This is a genomic window from Streptomyces sp. NPDC006235, assembly GCF_040613735.1.
GTDB lineage: Bacteria > Actinomycetota > Actinomycetes > Streptomycetales > Streptomycetaceae > Streptomyces.
Genome location: NZ_JBEXSR010000029.1, coordinates 33,906 through 51,729, shown reverse-complemented (window position 1 = coordinate 51,729; position 17,824 = coordinate 33,906). Strand labels below are relative to the sequence as shown.

At 73.0% G+C, this 17,824-nt stretch carries 15 protein-coding genes; 5 read left to right on the top strand and 10 right to left on the bottom strand.

Annotation, left to right across the window (positions count from 1 at the left end; translation table 11 throughout):
- Positions 1 to 11: 11 nt before the first annotated feature.
- Both ABZ192_RS28485 and ABZ192_RS28480 read right to left on the bottom strand, forming a co-directional pair.
- Positions 12 to 689, bottom strand: coding sequence for an AIM24 family protein (locus tag ABZ192_RS28485; protein WP_356927333.1), 678 nt, complete (start codon positions 687 to 689; stop codon positions 12 to 14).
- Between the two features lie 79 nt (positions 690 to 768).
- A complete protein-coding gene (locus ABZ192_RS28480) occupies positions 769 to 2,211 on the bottom strand; it encodes a CAP domain-containing protein (protein ID WP_356927332.1) in 1,443 nt (480 codons plus the stop codon).
- 454 nt (positions 2,212 to 2,665) lie between these two features.
- On the opposite strand from ABZ192_RS28480, the gene ABZ192_RS28475 reads away from it, so the two are divergent.
- On the top strand, positions 2,666 to 3,910 hold the full coding sequence (locus tag ABZ192_RS28475) for an SGNH/GDSL hydrolase family protein (protein ID WP_356927331.1): 1,245 nt from the start codon (positions 2,666 to 2,668) through the stop codon (positions 3,908 to 3,910).
- 70 nt (positions 3,911 to 3,980) lie between these two features.
- On the opposite strand, the gene ABZ192_RS28470 is transcribed toward ABZ192_RS28475, so the two are convergent.
- The 4 genes from ABZ192_RS28470 to ABZ192_RS28455 form a co-directional block, all read right to left on the bottom strand.
- Positions 3,981 to 6,917, bottom strand: a complete 2,937-nt coding sequence (locus tag ABZ192_RS28470; RefSeq protein WP_356927330.1) for an AAA family ATPase — start codon at positions 6,915 to 6,917, stop codon at positions 3,981 to 3,983.
- A 116-nt stretch (positions 6,918 to 7,033) separates the two neighbouring features.
- A complete protein-coding gene (locus ABZ192_RS28465) occupies positions 7,034 to 7,396 on the bottom strand; it encodes a UBP-type zinc finger domain-containing protein (protein WP_356927329.1) in 363 nt (120 codons plus the stop codon).
- Positions 7,393 to 8,838 (bottom strand): ATP-binding protein, encoded by a 1,446-nt coding sequence (locus ABZ192_RS28460; protein WP_356927328.1) that lies wholly within the window; start codon positions 8,836 to 8,838, stop codon positions 7,393 to 7,395. The genes ABZ192_RS28465 and ABZ192_RS28460 overlap by 4 nt, the downstream gene beginning before the upstream one ends.
- Positions 8,835 to 10,511: an FAD-dependent oxidoreductase gene (locus tag ABZ192_RS28455; protein WP_356927327.1), complete on the bottom strand. Its 1,677-nt coding sequence runs from the start codon at positions 10,509 to 10,511 to the stop codon at positions 8,835 to 8,837. The genes ABZ192_RS28460 and ABZ192_RS28455 overlap by 4 nt, the downstream gene beginning before the upstream one ends.
- Before the next feature lie 212 nt (positions 10,512 to 10,723).
- Between ABZ192_RS28455 and ABZ192_RS28450 the strand changes: the two genes are divergently transcribed.
- The gene (locus tag ABZ192_RS28450) at positions 10,724 to 11,605 is read left to right on the top strand and encodes a universal stress protein (protein WP_356927326.1); all 882 of its coding nucleotides are present in this window, start codon (positions 10,724 to 10,726) and stop codon (positions 11,603 to 11,605) included.
- A gap of 13 nt (positions 11,606 to 11,618) precedes the next feature.
- Here ABZ192_RS28450 and ABZ192_RS28445 read toward each other — a convergent pair whose 3' ends face one another.
- The 3 genes from ABZ192_RS28445 to ABZ192_RS28435 form a co-directional block, all read right to left on the bottom strand.
- On the bottom strand, positions 11,619 to 12,851 hold the full coding sequence (locus tag ABZ192_RS28445) for a DUF4032 domain-containing protein (protein ID WP_356927325.1): 1,233 nt from the start codon (positions 12,849 to 12,851) through the stop codon (positions 11,619 to 11,621).
- A gap of 41 nt (positions 12,852 to 12,892) precedes the next feature.
- Positions 12,893 to 13,639, bottom strand: coding sequence for an MBL fold metallo-hydrolase (locus ABZ192_RS28440; RefSeq protein ID WP_356927324.1), 747 nt, complete (start codon positions 13,637 to 13,639; stop codon positions 12,893 to 12,895).
- A gap of 113 nt (positions 13,640 to 13,752) precedes the next feature.
- On the bottom strand, positions 13,753 to 14,376 hold the full coding sequence (locus ABZ192_RS28435) for an alpha-ketoglutarate-dependent dioxygenase AlkB (RefSeq protein WP_356927323.1): 624 nt from the start codon (positions 14,374 to 14,376) through the stop codon (positions 13,753 to 13,755).
- A 121-nt stretch (positions 14,377 to 14,497) separates the two neighbouring features.
- Between ABZ192_RS28435 and ABZ192_RS28430 the strand changes: the two genes are divergently transcribed.
- Together ABZ192_RS28430 and ABZ192_RS28425 are read left to right on the top strand one after the other, a co-directional pair.
- Entirely contained in the window at positions 14,498 to 15,136 is a 639-nt protein-coding gene (locus ABZ192_RS28430) for a TetR/AcrR family transcriptional regulator (RefSeq protein WP_356927322.1), read from the top strand.
- Between the two features lie 16 nt (positions 15,137 to 15,152).
- Positions 15,153 to 16,826, top strand: a complete 1,674-nt coding sequence (locus ABZ192_RS28425; RefSeq protein ID WP_356927321.1) for an FAD-binding dehydrogenase — start codon at positions 15,153 to 15,155, stop codon at positions 16,824 to 16,826.
- A gap of 23 nt (positions 16,827 to 16,849) precedes the next feature.
- Here the strand turns inward: ABZ192_RS28425 and ABZ192_RS28420 are convergent, their stop codons facing one another.
- Positions 16,850 to 17,200, bottom strand: a complete 351-nt coding sequence (locus ABZ192_RS28420; RefSeq protein WP_356927320.1) for a DUF488 family protein — start codon at positions 17,198 to 17,200, stop codon at positions 16,850 to 16,852.
- 163 nt (positions 17,201 to 17,363) lie between these two features.
- Here ABZ192_RS28420 and ABZ192_RS28415 point away from each other — a divergent pair, with 163 nt between their 5' ends.
- A complete protein-coding gene (locus ABZ192_RS28415; protein ID WP_020269227.1) occupies positions 17,364 to 17,807 on the top strand; it encodes a DUF6098 family protein in 444 nt (147 codons plus the stop codon).
- The last annotated feature ends 17 nt before the right edge of the window (positions 17,808 to 17,824 follow it).

Sequence of the window (17,824 nt, the reverse complement as noted above, 5' to 3'; positions counted from 1 at the left end):
CCGTGGGGACCTCAGTGCTGGCCGGCCTTCTGCGGAGTCGCCTCGCTCGGCCGCACGACGACGTATCCCTCGCCCTGGAGCACCAGTTGGACGGCCTCGCCGGAGCCGCCGCGCAGCATCGAGCCGATGGACTGGGAGCGGTGCAGCGTGGTCTGGAGACCCGCCGTCCAGCCCACGATCGCGTCGGTGTCGACGTACACCGGATACTGCGGTGAGACCGGGATGACCAGCGGGTTGCCCTCGCAGATCAGCCCCAGCCTGCCCTGCCCGGTGAAGACACTGTTGAACAGGCCGCCGCCGGTGATGCCGGCGCCCTTCACGGTCGCGATGCGGTAGGACAACGTGGCGTCGAAGCACAGGACGTTACGGCCGTTGACCGTGAACTCGTCGCCGGGTTCGACGTCGACGATGAAGCAGTTCTGCGCTTCGTGGGCGAACCAGGCCTCACCCTGCCCGCGCACGGCCATCAGCGGAAGTCCCTCCCCGGTGACCGCGCGCTTGAGCATGCCGCCCACGCCCTGGCCCTTGCGCTCGAACTGGAGGTTGCCGCGGTAGGCGATCATCGCGCCCTGTCGGGCGAGCATCTCGCCGTTCACCGTGTAGCGGAGGCACTTGGCGTTCTCGACCGTCATACCCGGTGCGACGGCCGGCTGTGCCATGTGCCTGCTGGAAAAGAGGTCACCCTTCATACGCGCATCCTCGCCCGGAGCGTCCCCCTCCGCCAAGATCGGGGGGCGAGTGACGGGCAGGGCGCGCGGGGGCGCGGTGTCAGCCGCCGAAGAGCTGCGTCCAGTACGTGCCCGCGCGGCCGCCGCCGGCGAAACCGACGCCGACGTGTGTGAAGCCGGGCTTGAGGATGTTGGCCCGGTGGCCGGGGCTGTTCATCCAGCCCTGAACCACCTCGGCGGGAGAACGTTGGCCGCAGGCTATGTTCTCGCCGATGGAACGCCGGGTGGAGCCCGCGGCGGCGGCCCGGTCCCAGGGCCGGCTGCCGCCGGGCGCGGTGTGCGCGTAGAAGTCGCGGGCCACCATGTCGGCGCTGTGCGCCTGGGCGGCGGCGGTGAGCAGGGGATCGGCGGCCAGGGGCGGGAGTCCGGCGCGGGCGCGCTCGCGATTGGTGAGGTCGGTGACGGCCGCCGCCGCGCCGGCCAGCCCCTCCGGCGTGAGGGGACGGGCCCACAGCGCGGTCCAGTAGGTGTCGCCGGTGGGTCCGTCGTGGACGTGGGCCACCCCGGTGTGGGTGAACGCCGGGTCGTGCAGCGTGCGGCGGGGCCCCTCCGCGCGCAGGCAGTACGCGACGAACTCGGCGGTGGTGCGCGGGCCGGACACCAGGTGTTCTCCGACGGTGAGGTACGCGTACCCGGCGCCGACGGCCCGCTGGTAGACCGACACGCCGTCGCGGCTCTCGACGCCGAGTCGTCCGGACGCGGCCATGGCCGCGGCGTGGGCCCGCGCCGCGGTCACGAGCCGGGGGTCGAGTGAGACCGGTGGTGAACCGGCTGCGACGCGGGCGGAGTTGACCTGGGCGGCGAAGCCGTCCGGGTCGGGGGCGTGCTGTGCGGAGGCGGGAGGACCCGGGGGCCCGCTCCCGGTCGGTCGCCGCGCGGCCGGGACCGCCGTCGGCCCCGGGGCGGGCGCGTGGGCTGCTCGCTGATCCCGGCCGCCGAACCGGACTGGCCGCGCGGTGCCCGGCCCGCCGGTCGCCGCCGAGCCCGGCACGGGTGCGGGCGGATCGTCCACGACGTCGACGCCGAAGTCCCGGGCGAGTCCCGCCAGTCCGTCGGCGTACCCCTGGCCCAGGGCGCGCAGCCTCCAGCGGTCACCGCGCCGGTAGAGCTCCGCGAGGAGCAGGACCGTCTCCTGCCGGGGGCGCGGCGGGGTGAACCGGGCGAGCGGGCGGCCCGCCGCGTCGGTGACGTGCAGTGTGGGGGAGGGCAGGCGACCGAGGGCGGTTCCGGGCTCGGCGGGGCTGACGGCGACGGTGACCCGGGTGGCGCCGGCACGCAGTCCCGCCGGGTCCACGGTGAGCGCGTCGCCCCGCAGCGCCGCGCCCGGCGCGGCCGGCTGGTTGTAGAAGACGAAGTCGCCGTCGCCCCGCACCTTTCCGCCGTCGTCCGTGACGAGCGCGGACACGTCGAACGGGCCGGGCACCCGGACGGTCACCGCCCCGCCCGGAAGCGGCAGATTGCCACCGGGGACCAACTCGTCCATCACGCCCCCCTGCTCCTCGTCGTCCCGGCCTCCCCACGAGGACACCGTGCCCCGACAACGGCCGTGGCAGCGCGAGGGTTCCCACGTCAGCCCCGGCCCATGGCGGTGAAACCGGCGTCCACGCACGGCCGTGAGGCCGGTGCCAACCCGCGGTCGCGAGGCGGGTGTCCGCCTGCGGCCGTGAGGCCGGCGCCCACCCACGGCCCTGAAGCCGGTGCCCACCCGCGGCCTTGAAGCTGATGTCCGCCCGCAGCATCTCGAAGACCAGTCGGCAACTCCCGGACCGGCACACGCGTCGGCACCCCCGCACCGTGCCGGAGGCCCGCACCGTTACCGTGTCGTACGCCGGGGCGGCACGGAGTGCCGGGCTTGCTCCCGGTGGCTCCGCGACGCTGCGGGAACTCGCCCCCATGACACCGCCCGACCGTGCACACCGGCCGAAGGAGCGCCCCCGATGCCCCGCACCGCACGCCCCCGCGGCCGCACCGCCGCGGCCGCCCTCTCCTTGTGCCTCGCACTGGGCTGCGGTTCCGGTGGGACACCCCAAGGCGACGAACCGTCCCCGCCGGCCGGCGCCCCGGCGGGCGCCAGGAACGACGTCGTCACGTGGGCCTCCTCCGCCGGCCGCGTCGGGGCCGCGGTCGACGGCCGCGGCTACCGGCTGGTCGTGCACACCAGCGTCGGCGGCACCGGCCTGAGGGTGCGGCTGTCCAACGCCTTCGGGGACCAGCCGGTGACGTTCGGCAGCGTCCACGCGGGGCTCCAGCGTGACGGAGCCGCACTCGTCCCCGGCAGCAACCGGCGCCTGACCTTCGGCGGCGCCCCCTCCGTCACGGTCCCCGCCGGCGGCATCGTCTACAGCGACCCGCTGCCCGTCCGCGTCCCCGCCGCGAGCAATCTCGCCGTCAGCCTCTACGTGCCGCGGGCGGGCGGGGTGCTCACCGGGCACTGGCTGGCGATGCAGACGTCGTACACCACCGACGGCGACCACACCGCGGAGGAGAGCGGCGCCCACTGGGCGCAGCGGACCGGCTCCTGGTTCTACCTCGACGCCGTCACCGTGCGGCCCCGCCCCGCGGCGGGCACCGTGGCCGCCCTCGGCGACTCGATCACCGACGGCTGGCACTCGACGACCGACCTCAACCGCCGCTGGCCCGACTACCTCGCCCGCCGGCTGCGCGCGTCCCCCACGACGACCGTCAAGGCAGTGGCCAACGCGGGCATCGCCGGCAACAAGGTCCTCGCCGACGACCCCGGACAGAGCGCCCTGAACCGCCTGTCACGCGATGTGCTCGCACTGCCGGGCCTGCGCACGGTGTTCCTCTTCGAGGGAGTCAACGACATCAAGGCCGAGCCCGGCGCCACGGCGGAGGAACTCATCGCCGGGTACCGCGCGCTGGCCCGCCGGGTGCACGCGGCCGGGAAATGCGTCGTCGCCGCCACGATCGCTCCCTACAAGGGCTGGCGGGAATGGGACCCCGCCGGGGAAGCCGTGCGCCGGAAGGTCAACGCCTTCCTCCGCACCAGCGGCGCGTTCGACGCGGTCACCGACTTCGACCGCGTCCTGCGCAGCCCCGACGACCCCGAGCGGATCCGCCCCGCCTTCGACGGCGGAGACCATCTGCACCCCAACGACAAGGGCATGCGGGCGATGGCCGACGCCGTCGATCCGGAGAGCCTCGACTGCCCGAGCCGGTAGCCCGGGTCAGGGATACAGCCACCTCACCGGGTGCCGCCCCCCTCCTGCGGCCCGCACGGCGTCCGGCCGGTCAGCCGGACGCCGACGGCTCCGGGGTGATCAGCCCCTCCCGGTAGGCGACCGCCACGGCCTCGCCGCGGCTCGACGCACCCAGCTTGGCGAGGATGTTGGAGACGTGGACGCTCGCCGTCTTGCCGCTGATGAACAGCTCCTCGCCGATCTGCCGGTTGCTGCGGCCGAGCGCGAGCAGCCGCAGCACCTCCCGCTCGCGTGCGGTGAGCACACCGGCGCGCTCCTCGGCGTCCGGCGTGTCCGCCAGGCGCCCGCGCCGGACCAGGGCGTCCACCTGCTCCCGCAGCGGCGTGGCGCCGAGGCGGTCGGCGGTCTCCCGGACCTCACGGGCCTCGGCCGCCGCCTCCTCGCGACGCCCGGCCGCGACCAGGGCCTCGGCGTACCGCAGCCGGCAGCGCGCCTGCTCGTAGACGTCGCCGAAGCCGAACGCCGTCAGCGCCCGAGACCAGGCCGCGGCGTCAGGCCCCGAGACGACTCGGATCCACTCCGCCTCGGCACGGGCCAGCCACGCCTGCCCCTCGGGGCCCTGTGGAGTGCCGTGCTCGGGGTGGGTGGCGGTGGCTCGCGCCAGTTCCACCAGTTCGGCCGCGGTGTCCGTCCAGCGGCGGGTCGTCGCCTTGTCGCCGGCCGACCGGGGCTCGGCGGCCGCGTCGGCCACCGCTGACAACGCCAGGGCGGCGAGCCGGACCGCGACGTCCGGGCGGGCCCCCGACTCGTCGGTGAGGGCCGCGACCGTGGACCGGGTCCACCGCACCGCGTCCTCGGGATCACGGCGCAGCGCCGCGGCGTCGGTGAGCACGATGCCCGCGACCAGGGTGGCCATCCAGTCGAAGGGCCCCTCCAGCAGGGCACGCGCCCGGTCGGCGGCCGTCATGTCGCCCCGCGCCAGGGCGACGTACAGCACGGGACCGACCGTGTACGCGCCGGCGGCCGGCAGCACGTCGGCATCGGCCGCCGCCGCCCGCACACACTCGTCCCAGCGGCCCAGCACATGGAGCACCACCAGCCGCAGATACCGCATCTCCAGCGGATACGGGGACGACAGCAGCCCGGCGCGCCGGGCCCGGTCCAGGCCTTCCGTCAGCCAGGGCACGCACTCCGCCAGCGCACCGGACTCGTAGTAGCCCATGGCGAGGTTGAACAGGGCGCGCAGCTCCACGGCCGCGTTGCCCGCACTCCGGGCCAGCTCCCGGGCCCGCAGCAGCCGCTGACGGCCCTCGGGGCCGCGCCGTCCGCCTCCGTCGAAGACGGCCAGGGAGATCAGCAGGTCCGCCTGGGCGTCGGTCATCCGCAGTTCCTCGGCCACGCTCAGGGCCTTCCGGGCGACCCGCAGCGCGGTCTCGTTCCCCCCGACGTGGCGTGCGGCCATGGCATGCGTGGCCGCGGCCCAGACCCACGTACGCGACGGCGGATCCTCGGGGATCATCGCCAGGGCCTCGCTGCTGTAGGCGAACGCCGCCGTCAGGCTGTCCACGCTCAGCAGGTTCCCGGCGAGGGTGTAGCGGACCCGGGCGGCCAGCTCGGAGTCGGCGTCCTGGCCGAGTTCCGCCAGTGCGGACCGCGTGAGGGAGACCGCCCGGTGCAGTTCCCCGGCGTGCGCGGCCGCCGCCGAGGCCCGCAACGTCAGCGTCACCCGGTCGACGCCCCCGCCCTTGGGCCGCGCCTCGGCACTCACCGCCGGCCACAGGTCGAGGGCCGCTTCCAGATGCCGGTGCTCCTCGGCCGGCGCCCCGACCCGCTGGGCGTGATCGGCGGCGTCCAGGGAGGCGGCCAGCGCCTCGGCGAGGTCGTGGCTCTCCCGGTAGTGGTGGGCCCGCTCGGCGGCGCTCTCCGCGGCCCGGCCCTGCGCGGCGAGCAGCCGGGCGAACGCGCCGTGCAACCGCGCCCGCTCCCCGGGAAGCAGATCGGCGTAGACGGCCTCACGGGCGAGGGCGTGCCGGAAGGAGTACGTGTCGTCGTCCCCGGCGACGAGCAACTGCCGCCCCACCGCCTCCCGCAGCGCCGACTCCAGCTCCTCCTCGGGCAGCCCCACCGCCCGCCGCAGCAGCTCGTGCTCCACGCGGCGCCCGGCGACGGCCGCGGTCCGCAGCACCTGCTGCGCGGTGTCGGACAGCTGCTCGAAGCGGATCAGCAGCACCTCGGCCAGCCCGCTGGGCACCCCGCCGGACTCCGTGTCCGTGGCCGCGAGCAACTCCTCCGCGTAGAAGGCGTTCCCCTCGGCCCGCTCCACGATCCGCCGCACCGTGGCGTCCGCCAGCGGACGCCGTTCGAGGTGACGCACCAGCCGGGCCACATCCGCATCGCCCAGCGGCCGCAGCTCCAGCCGCTCCACGGAGGGCAGCCGTATCAGCTCCGCCAGCAGCGGCCGCAGCGGGTGGCGCCGGTGCAGGTCGTCCGCGCGGTACGAGGCGAACACCGCCAGCCGGTGCCGCAGAACACCCCGGCCGAGCAGGAACCGCAGCAGATCCCGCGACGACTGGTCGGCCCAGTGCAGATCCTCCAGCACGAGCAGCAGGGGCGCGACATCCGCCACATCGGTCAGCAGCCCCGCCATCCCTTCGAACAGCCGCAGCCGCCCGTCGACGTCCCGGGCGGAATCGGTCCCGGCCCCCAGCAGCCGCTCGACCACCGGATGAGCGGCCAGGGCGGAAGCGAACCGCTCGTCGGCGGCGAGCACGCCCAGGATCTCGGTGAACGGCAGATAGGGCAGCCCGACGTCACCGAGATCCACGCAGTGCCCGGTGACCACGGTCATGCCTGATTCGGCGGCCCGTCCCCCGACCTCATCCAGCAGCCGTGTCTTGCCGACCCCGGCATCCCCGGCGACCAGCACGGCCCGCGCCTCACCCCCGCGCGCACGCTCCAGCACCCTGGAAAGCCGCGTGAGTTCGGCATCCCTCCCGATGACGGGCGTGACAGATGAAGCCTGCGGCACAGAACCAACCTTCTTTTTTCAGGGGCGCGGGGCTGTGACACTATGCGGCTCCGCCGCGTGGGCGCGATCAACCACGTACAACCCGCAGCCGCCACGAAACCATGAGACCCGAGCTCCTAGGCCCGCAAAACCCTCGCCCAATCATCCGGCACCCGCCCCGCAGGCCCCGGCACCGGCTGATCCGCAGGATGACTCACCGGCCCGGCCAGCTCCGGCCCCGACTCGTACAACTCGTTCGTCGAGTAGTCCCAGTACCAGCCCTCACCCGGCTCGAAGCTCTGCACCAGCGGATGCCCCGACTCCCTGAAATGAGCCGTCGCGTGCTGCGCGGGCGAACTGTCGCAGCACCCCACGTGCCCGCACTGCGCACACCGCCGGAGGTGGAACCACCACCCACCGGCCGCCTCGCACTCCGCACACCCGCTGCCGCTGGGCGCGGCACCCGGGTCGACCCCGTCGATCCCGTTCTCACCACTCATGCCGACTCCTCCTCGACCGCTGTCAGCGGAAGCAGCACCTGGAAGCGCGTGTCCCCCGGTTCCGACTCCACCTGGATCGTCCCGTGATGCTTGTTGACCACGATCCGCCAGGAGATGTCGAGTCCGAGCCCGGTCCCCTCACCCACCGGCTTCGTCGTGAAGAACGGATCGAAGATCCGCCCCCGGTCCTCCGGCGGGATGCCGACGCCCGTGTCGCGGAACTCCACCAGCAGCCGGTCGTGGTCCCGGGCCGTCCGCACGGTCAGCGTCCCTTCCCCGCCCGCGCTGTTCATCGCGGAGACCGCGTTGTCGACCAGGTTCGTCCACACCTGGTTGAGCTCCGCCGGGTACGCCGGGATGCTCGGCAGCGTCCGGTCGTACTCCTTGACGACCTTGATCTGCCGGCCGATCTTGCCCGACAGCATCAGCAGCGTGCTGTCGAGGAGTTCGTGCACATCGGCGTGTCGGAAAGGCGCCCGGTCGAGCTGGGAGTACTGCTTGGCCGCGTCGACGAGATGCGAGATGCGTGTGGTCGAGTCGTTGATCTCGTCCATCAGCAGCTCGGTCTCGACCGTGTAGTTGAGCCACCCGATCGCGCTCGGCAGGATCTCCTCGGCCACCGCCGCCGCGACCTGGTCCAGCCAGTCCTGGTCGAGACCGGCCTGGACGAAGGTGGGCGCGATCCGCCAGCCGTCCGGGATGCCGTGGTCGTCGAGCCAGTCGGTGAGAGCGTCCTCCCGGTCGGAGGCCTCCAGCGGACTCAGCGTGGGGGCCTTGGCGACGCGTTCGGCGGTGCGTTCCTGGATGTCGATGAGGTTCGCCATGACCTCGGGGGAGTACGAGCCCTGCGCGATGATCGCCAGCTTGTGCCGCATCTTGCCCACCCGCTCCCGCAGTGTCGCGGTCGCCCGTACGGCCGCCGCCGCGGGGTTGTTGAGCTCGTGGGTGAGGCCGGCGGACAACGAGCCGAGCGCCAGCAGCCGTTCGCGCTGCCCGATGGCCCGCTGGGTGTTCTTCGTACCGAAGAAGAGCCCCTCCAGCAGATGCACCGCCATCGGGAACCAGTCCTGCATGATGCCCGCGAACGTGTCGGCGGGCAGCACGAAGAACCGCGTCGGCTCCGTGACGCGCATGGAGTTGTTGTAGACCTGCGGCACCCGGTCGCCCAGATACGCCTGCATGGACCCCGCGTACACCCCGCGCTGGGAGGTCCGCGTCACCTCCACGTCGTCACCGCCGACCCGGCGGTACAGCACGACCGTCCCCTCCAGCAGCACGTAGAAGCAGGTGGCGGGGTCCCCCTCGGTGTAGACGGGGCCGGGCTCGAACGTCTCCACCCGCCCCTCGCTGCACAACCGCCCCAGCTGCTCGGGCGTGAGCTTCTCGAACAGGAACAGCGAGCCGATCTCCTGCGGGCTGCACGGCGCGGGCTGCCCGCTCACGACTGCTCCAGATAACGGTGGACGAGCATCACGGCCATGGCTCCCTCTCCGACGGCGGACGCGACCCGCTTGGCGGACTCGGAGCGGGCGTCGCCCGCCACGAACACGCCGGGCACACTGGTCTCCAGGTGGTACGGCGGCCGGTCCAGCTCCCAGCCCTCCGGCGGGCGGCCGTCGGCGGTCAGGTCGGGTCCGGCGAGGATGAACCCGCGCTCGTCCCGCAGCACCGTGCCGTCCAGCCAGTCGGTCAGCGGGGCCGCGCCGATGAACACGAACACCCACTGCGCGTCGACCTGTTCAATCTCTCCGGTGTCCACGTCCCGCAGCGTCAGCCGCTCCAGGTGGCCGTCGCCGTGCGCTTCCTCGACGACCGTGCGGGCGCGCACCTGGATGTTCGGGGACTCCTCGATCTGCTGGATCAGGTAGTGCGACATCGACGCCGACAGCGACTCGCCGCGCACCAGCAGCGTCACGGACTTGGCGCCCCGCGCCAGGTACATCGCCGCCTGACCGGCGGAGTTGGCGCCGCCGACGATGTACACGTCCTGCCCCTGACAGGAGGGAGCCTCCGTCAGGGCCGACCCGTAGAACACCCCGCACCCGGTCAGGTCCTCGCAGCCGGGCGCCGACAGCTGCCGGTAGGACACGCCGGTCGCCAGGATCACGCTGTGCGCGGCGACCGCCGAGCCGTCCGAGAACCGTACGATCCGGGCGGCGCCGTTGACCTCCAGCGCCGTCACCTCGCGCGCGGTGAGGATCTCGGCGCCGAACTTCGCCGCCTGCCGCCGGGCCCGGTCGGTGAGCTGGGCCCCCGACACGCCGTCGGGGAAGCCGAGGTAGTTCTCGATCCGGGAGCTCTGGCCCGCCTGCCCGCCGGTCGCCGACCGCTCCACCAGCACGGTCCGCAGCCCTTCGGAGGCGCCGTAGACCGCAGCGCCGAGCCCGGCCGGACCGCCGCCGATGACGACCAGGTCGTAGAAGTCGGCCGTCGGGGTCGTCGCCAGCCCGACCTGGGCCGCGAGGTCGACGGCCTCCGGCTCGATCAGCGGCGTCCCGTCCGGAGTGATGACCACCGGCAGCCGCATCCCGTCCGCACCGGCCGCGGCCAGCAGCCGCCGCCCCTCCGGCTCGTCCGAGGAGTACCAGCGGTACGGCACCTGGTTGCGGGCCAGGAACTCCCGCACGTCCGAAGAGCGCGCCGACCAGCGGTGCCCGACGACCTTCGTACTCGGCACGGGCCGGAAGTCGCTCGTCCGCCACGCCTGGAGCAGATCGTCCAGGACCGGGTAGAGCTTCTCCTCGGGCGGGTCCCACGGCTTGAGCAGGTAGTGGTCGAGGTCGACGACGTTGATCGCGTCGATCGCCGCGTTCGTGTCCGCGTACGCCGTCAGCAGCACCCGCCGGGCGCCCGGGTAGACGTCCAGGGCCTGTTCGAGGAACTCGATGCCGTTCATCTGCGGCATCCGGTAGTCGGCCAGGATCACCGCCACGAGATCGCCGCGCAGCTTCAGCTCCCGCAGCGCGTCGAGCGCGGACTCGCCGGACTCCGCGCGCACGATCCGGTACGACGCGCCGTACCGCCGCCTCAGATCCCGGGCCACGGCCCGGGAGACCCCCGGATCGTCGTCCACGGTCATGATGACGGTCCGCGCCGCATCGGCGGCCTGTGCCATACGTCCCCCACACCGGGCGGTCGACTCACGGCACGGCGCCCCGGGGCACCGCGCCGACCTCCGCCCATCGTATGTTCGATCGCCGCGCCGCGCTCCGATACGGAGATCAACTCCGACGAACCCTCAGCACGCGCCCCGCTCCGGGGACATCGGGGCAGGGTGGTGAAGACTGGGCGGCACGCAAGGACCTTGGACATGATGGAGGCAGCTGCATGACACGTCCGATCGCGGCAGGCGTCGACGGATCGCAGGAGAGTCTGGCCGCGCTGGCCTGGGCGGCCCGTGAGGCGGTGCGGCGCGAGCGGCCGCTGCGCGTGGTGCACGCCTGGCGGTTCCAGCCGCAGGAGGCGCTCGAAGCGGGGATCACCGGCGACGCGGACAGCCAGGCGGAGTGGGTGCACAGCGCCGTGACGGAAGCCGTCGGGACCGTCTCCGAGCGGCACCCGGAGCTGGAGGTGACCACCGACGTCGTGGAGGGCCCGGTCGTCGACACCCTGGTCGCCGCGGCGGCCGATGCGGAGCTGCTGGTGCTCGGCTCGCGCGGGCACGGGCCGATCGTCGGCTTCCTGCTCGGCTCGGTCGGCCAGCAGGTCATCGCCGAGACCACCCGGCCCGTCGTGCTCGTCCGGGCCGGTGACCAGCCCTCGGTCGAGGCCGCCGGGCGCGAGATCGTCGTGGGCCAGCAGGGCGACCCGGAGGACAGCGCCGACGCGCTGCGGTTCGCGTTCGAGACGGCTGCCGCGCGCGGGGCGACCGTGCGGGTCGTACGGGCCTGGACCCTGCCGCCCGTCTTCGCCTACAGCCCAGGCTCCCTGAAGCTCCTCGACGAGGCCGGCGGACTGGAACCGTACGAGAAGAAGGCCCTGGCCGCCGCGGTCCGGCCGTGGCGGGAGCGTTTCCCCGACGTGCCGGTGGAGGAGCACGTGGAGATGGGCAGCGCAGGGCAGGTGCTGCTGTCGGTGGCGGGGACGGCCCAGCTGATGGTGGTCGGCCGACGGGCCCACCGTACGGCTGTCGGGGCCCGCATCGGCTCGGTGGCGCACGGGGTGCTGCACCACGCGGACTGCCCGGTCGCCGTCGTCCCGCACGCCTGACGGCAGGTGCGGCTCATTCCGCCGTCGGCTGGAGCGTCTTGCGGGCCTTGGGGAGGATGTTCTTGATGTAGTCCTCGACCGCCGTCTCGATGCCGATGTCGTGCTGGGCCCGCTCGGACAGGTACCACCGGTGTTCGAGGAGCTGGTGGTAGATCTCGGCCGGGTCCATGGAACCGCGCAGTTCGGGCGGCACCGCCCGCACGGTGGGCCGGAACACCTCCCGCACCCAGCGGTGGGCCAGTACCTCCGGGCGGGCACCCAGAGGATCGCCCGGGGCGTAGTCGTCCTGGGTCGCCATCCAGCTCTCCAGGTCGTTCAGCAGCCGCCGGGCCTGGTTCTCCTCGGCGTCGAGCCCGGTCAGCCGCAGCAGCTGCCGCTGGTGGTGGCCCGCGTCGACGACCTTGGGCACGAAGGTGACCGTGTCGCCGTTCGAGGCGTGCTCGATCTGCATCTCGGCGACGTCGAAGCCCAGGTCGTTCAGGCGGCGGATCCGGCGCTCTATGTAGTGGTGCTTGCCGGCCGGGTAGACGGAGGTGCGGGTCAGTTCGTCCCACAGGCCGCGGTAGCGGGCGCAGATCTCCATGCCGAACTCGATCGGGTCCACCGACGGGTGCAGCGCCCCGGACGCCTCCAGGTCCAGCAGCTCCCCGCTGATGTTCACGCGCGCGAGGTCCAGGTCGTACTCGCGCTGCCCGGAGCTGAGCTGCGGATGCAGGTCACCGGTCTCCGCGTCCACCAGATACGCGGCGTAGGCGCCCGCGTCGCGCCGGAAGAGGGTGTTGGACAGCGAGCAGTCGCCCCAGGCGAACCCGGCCAGGTGCAGCCGCACCAGCAGCACGGCGAGCGCGTCCATCAGCCGGTGCATGGTGGCCGGGCGCATGGTCGTCTCGAACATCGAGCGGTAGGGCATCGAGCCGCCCAGGTGCCGGGTGATCAGCACGCTCTCCAGCGGGGCGCCGTCCGCGTCGGTACGGCCGGTGACCACGGCCAGCGGGTCCACCGCCGGGATGCCGAGCCGGTCCAGGTCGCGCAGCAGCCCGTACTCGCGCTGCGCGGGCCGCTCGGCCAGCTCCTTGACGGCGATCACCTCGTCGCCGGCCCGGGAGTAGCGCACCACGTGCCGGGAGATGCCGCGGGGCAGCGGCACGAGGTACTCCTCCGGCCATTCCTCCAGGGGCAGGTCCCACGGCAGTTCCAGCAGAAGCGCGGGATGCTCCGGGTTGGTCGCGCTGATCTGAAGTGCCATGCGCCGGGTGTCCTTGTCTCGCCGCTGATCGTCACCTCAGATTAGAGGGCGCGCTCCCGGGCCCGGTGGGCGGCGTCCCGCAACGAGCCGCGGTGCACCGGACCGTGCCCGGGCAGCAGCAGCTCGCCCTCCAGTTCCGCGAGGACGTCCAGGGAGGCCACGGCGCGCGGACGCTCGTGGTGGAACATGTCCGGCAGCAGCTGCGGCCCCGCGACCCGCGAGGTGGCGTGCCCGCTGACCAGGGCGTCGCCGGAGATCAGCACACCGGTGCCGGGCACGTGGTACGCGCAGTGCCCGTCGGTGTGGCCCGGCGTGTGCACCGGCACGGGCCGCCCGGGCAGGTCCAGCGGGCCCGCCGCCGGGAACGGCTCGGGAGCCGTGACGGGGTTGTGCGTCGTGCCGCCGGCGCGCAGCGCGTGCACGGCCCACGGCAGCACCCCGGGGCGCCAGCCGTTCCTCAGCACCGTCCCGAGGGACACCTGGTGCAGGAACTCCCGGCGCGCGTGCGGCACCTCGGCCTCGTGCAGGTACACGGGCGTGCCGTATGTGGCGCGCAGGTATTCGGCGGAGCCCAGGTGGTCGTTGTGCGCGTGCGTGATCAGCACGGCCGCCACCGCCTCAGGGGAGCTGCCCACCTCGGCGAGCGAGGCGAGGAGCCGCTCCCGGTCGCCGGGGTAGCCGGTGTCGACCAGTGTGACGGCGTCGCCCTCCACGAGGATCACCCAGTTGGTGTGGGAGCCGTGCACCAGGTAGGTGCCGTCCGCGACGTGGTGTACGTCTGCCCGCATGATCGCCCCGCATTGGTGTGGTCCCGTTCCGACGAGAGTAGGAAAGCAGACCCCACGGCGGGCGGAATGGCCAGGTCCGTCCCAACGGACCGGCGGGGCATGGCGGTTCGGGCTCAGTGCACGCCGTGCGGGCGGAACTGGATGCTGATGCGCGGTTCCGTCGCGCGCGTGCTCTTGGGGATGGAGTGCTCCCAGGTGCGCTGGCAGGAGCCGCCCATCACGATCAGGTCGCCGTGGCCCAGCGGCCGGCGCACGGAGTCGCGACCGCCCCGCATCGGCCGCAGCAGCAGGTCCCGAGGCGCTCCCACCGACAGGATCGCGACCATCGTGTCCTCGCGCGCCCCGCGGCCGATCCGGTCGCCGTGCCAGGCCACGCTGTCCCGGCCGTCGCGGTAGTAGCACAGGCCGGCCGTGGTGAACGGCTCGCCCAGTTCCTTGCCGTAGTGGGCGCTCAGTGCGTCGCGAGCCTCGGCCAGTACCGGGTGCGGCAGTGGGTCCCCGTCGCCGTAGAAGGCGAGCAGCCGGGGGACGTCGACGACGTGGTCGTACATCGTGCGCCGCTCCGCCCGCCACGGCACCTCGGCGGCCAACTGTTCGAACAGCGTGTCGGAACCGCTGAGCCACCCGGGGAGGACGTCGAGCCAGGCGCCGAAGCCGAGCTGGGTACGGCTGATCCCGTCGAGAGGCCCGAGCCGCAGCTCGTCGGTCTGGTCGAAGAGGGAGCCCTGCAGGTGCATGGACTCACAGTACCCCTTAATCGAAAACTTGTTCCATCGATTTCTTGGTGTGCGGAGGGGATGAAGGGCTTTCGATACATCGATGTATCGAATACAGTCCTGTATCGAAAGGGGGCGGGGCATGGCCGTGGAGGGAACGACCGGGCGGGTGACCAGGCGCCGTGTCCGCACCCGCGCCAACCTCCTGGACGCGGCGTTCACCGTGTTCGCGGCCAAGGGCTTCGGACATGTCTCCATCGAGGAGGTCTGTGAGGCCGCCGGCTACAGCAGAGGCGCCTTCTACTCCAACTTCTCCAGCCTCGACGAGCTGTTCTTCGCCCTCTACCAGGAGAGGGCCGACCTCATCGCGGAACAGGTGTCCGGGGCCCTCGCCCTCGACGGACCCGCCCTCGACGTGCCGGCCGCCGTGGACCGCGTCACCGACGTGCTGCTCCTCGACCGGGACTGGCTCCTGGTGAAGACGGACTTCCTGGTGCACGCCGCCCGCGACCCGGACGTCGCCCGGAGCCTGCTGGAGCACCGCGCGCGGCTGCGGCAGGCGATCGCCGACCGGCTCGCCCGCGCCCGCGGGCACATCGCCCTGCCCGCCGTCCTGGGCGACACCGACGGCGCCGCCCACGCCGTGGTCGCGGCCTACGACGGCGTCACCACGCAACTGCTGCTGGACCGGGACGTCGAGCACGCCCGCGTCTGGCTGAAGCAACTGCTCACGGCCCTGCTGACCGACGGCAGCGGCACCCCCGACCACAGGCAGAACTGAAGAAGGGAACGTCGCCATGGACGCCGACGTCATCGTCGTCGGAGCGGGCCTCGCAGGCCTGGTCGCCGCCCACGAACTGACCAGCAGGGGCAGGAGGGTCGCCCTCGTCGACCAGGAGAACGCCGCCAACCTCGGGGGACAGGCCTTCTGGTCCTTCGGCGGGCTGTTCCTCGTCGACTCGCCGGAGCAACGGCGCCTGGGCATCAAGGACTCCTTCGACCTGGCCTGGAGCGACTGGCGCGGCAGCGCCGGCTTCGACCGGCTGGACGACGAGGACTCCTGGGCCGTGCGCTGGGCGCGCGCCTATGTCGAGTTCGCCGCGGGGGAGAAGCGGTCCTGGCTGAACGGCCACGGCATCACGTTCCTGCCCACCGTCGGCTGGGCCGAACGCGGCGACCTCACGGCGCACGGGCACGGCAACACCGTGCCCCGCTTCCACATCGCCTGGGGCACCGGCACGGGTGTGGTGGAGCCCTTCGTCCGCTACGCCAAGCAGGCCGCGCGCGACGGACTGCTCACCTTCCACCACCGCCACCGCGTCGACGAACTGGTCATGGAGGACGGCAGCGCCCGAGGCGTGCGCGGCACCGTCCTGGCCGAGGACTCCTCACCCCGGGGCGTCGCCTCCAGCCGCGACGCCATCGGCGAGTTCGAACTCACCGCCCAGGCCGTCGTCGTCACCAGCGGCGGCATCGGCGCCAACCACGACATCATCCGCCGCTACTGGCCCGAGCGCCTCGGCACCCCGCCGCGGGAGATGGTCACCGGCGTACCGGCCCACGTCGACGGACGGATGCTCGACATCAGCGCCGAGGCGGGCGCACGCCTGGTCAACCGGGACCGCATGTGGCACTACACCGAGGGCCTGCGGAACTGGGACCCGATCTGGCCCGGCCACGGCATCCGCATCCTGCCCGGCCCGTCCTCGATGTGGTTCGACGCCCTCGGCCGCCGCCTGCCCGGGCCCTACCTGCCCGGCTACGACACCCTCGGCACCCTGAAACACCTGCGCACCACCGAGGACATCGCCGGGTACGACCACTCCTGGTTCATCCTCACGCAGAAGATCATCGAGAAGGAGTTCGCCCTGTCGGGCTCCGAGCAGAACCCCGACATCACCGCCAAGGACCGCGCCGGGTTCCTGAAGGAACGCATCCTCGGCAAGGGCGCGCCCGGGCCGGTCGACGCGTTCCTGCGCAAGGGCGCCGACTTCGTGACCGCGCCCAGCGTCGAACAGCTCGTCGAGAAGATGAACGAGCTCACCGACAAGCCGCTCCTGGAGGCAGCCGGGATCAAGCGCCAGATCGAGGCCCGCGACCTCCAGATCGCCAACCCCTACGCCAAGGACGCCCAGGTACAGGGCATCCGCAACGCCCGCCGCTACATCGGCGACCGCCTCGGCCGGGTCGCCACCCCGCACCGCATCCTCGACCCGGCGGCCGGCCCCCTCATCGGCGTCAAGCTGCACATCCTCACCCGCAAGACGCTCGGCGGCATCCAGACCGACCTCGACTCCCGCGCCCTCGGCACCGACGGCAAGCCGGTCGAGGGGCTGTACGCGGCCGGCGAGGTCGCCGGATTCGGCGGCGGCGGCGTCCACGGCTACAACGCGCTGGAGGGCACGTTCCTCGGCGGCTGCCTCTTCTCGGGCCGGGCGGCGGGCCGGGCGGCGGCGAAGCAGACCGCCTGACCGTGCCCGGACGGCCCACTCGTTCAGTTCCCCAGGAGGCGGGCCAGCACCGCGGCGTGGCTCTGCTCCGGCGTCTTCGACGCGGTCAGCAGCGTCACGTCGCCCGCGCGGACCAGGTCACGAACGTGATCGAGGACCTCGGCCGCCTCGCCGGCGGCCAGTTCCGCCTCGTACCGCCCGGCGAACTCCTCGTACGAGCCCTCGCCCGCGTGGTACCAGCGGCGCAGCTCCGTCGACGGCGTGAGCGCCTTGGGCCACTCGTCCACCCGGGCCGCGTCCTTCGCCAGACCCCGCGGCCACAGCCGGTCGACCAGGACGCGCACCCCGTCCTCCGGCTCGGGCGGATCGTAGACGCGGCGGACGCGGACGCTCATGCTCGGCCCCTTCTGCTGCGGCGACTGTGCTGCTCCGACGGACAGGGTGCCGCGAGCGTAACCCTGACCGGGTGACGGTGCCCGGCCGCGCCGAAGGGCCGATTCCGCTCGCGCCGAGCGGGTACTCCGTCCGCCTGACGGCGTCGAGGGAGGAGGTCACGACATGAGTGGATCGGACGACCTGCCGGTCGTGCGCACACTCGCCGAGCTCACCGAACTGGTCGAACGGCACCAAGGCCTGTACGTCCGCTGGTCCCGCGGCCCCGCGACCGATCTCCGCGACGTGTCCAGCACCGACGATCTGACGGGCGTGTCCATGCCGGGCCTGTCCGCCAACCCGCTCGACGTCGAGGACTGGTGGGAGGACCGGCCCGTCCGGGTGTGGGTGGCCCGCCGCCTGCACGACTACGCCCATCTGCCGCACGAGAAGGGGCCCGGTGTGCGGGCCTGGGTGCTCGCGGGCAAGGAGACCTCGCGCGGCCCCGACAACGAACCGCTCGTCACCGACGCCCGGCCGATGTGCTGGATCGACCAGCAGGTGATCGACGAGGCGAAGGCGGAGGTCTCCCGGCAGGAGAACCCCTGGGGGCCGCTGCGCCGCAGCTGAATCCCCCAGGGGTGGGT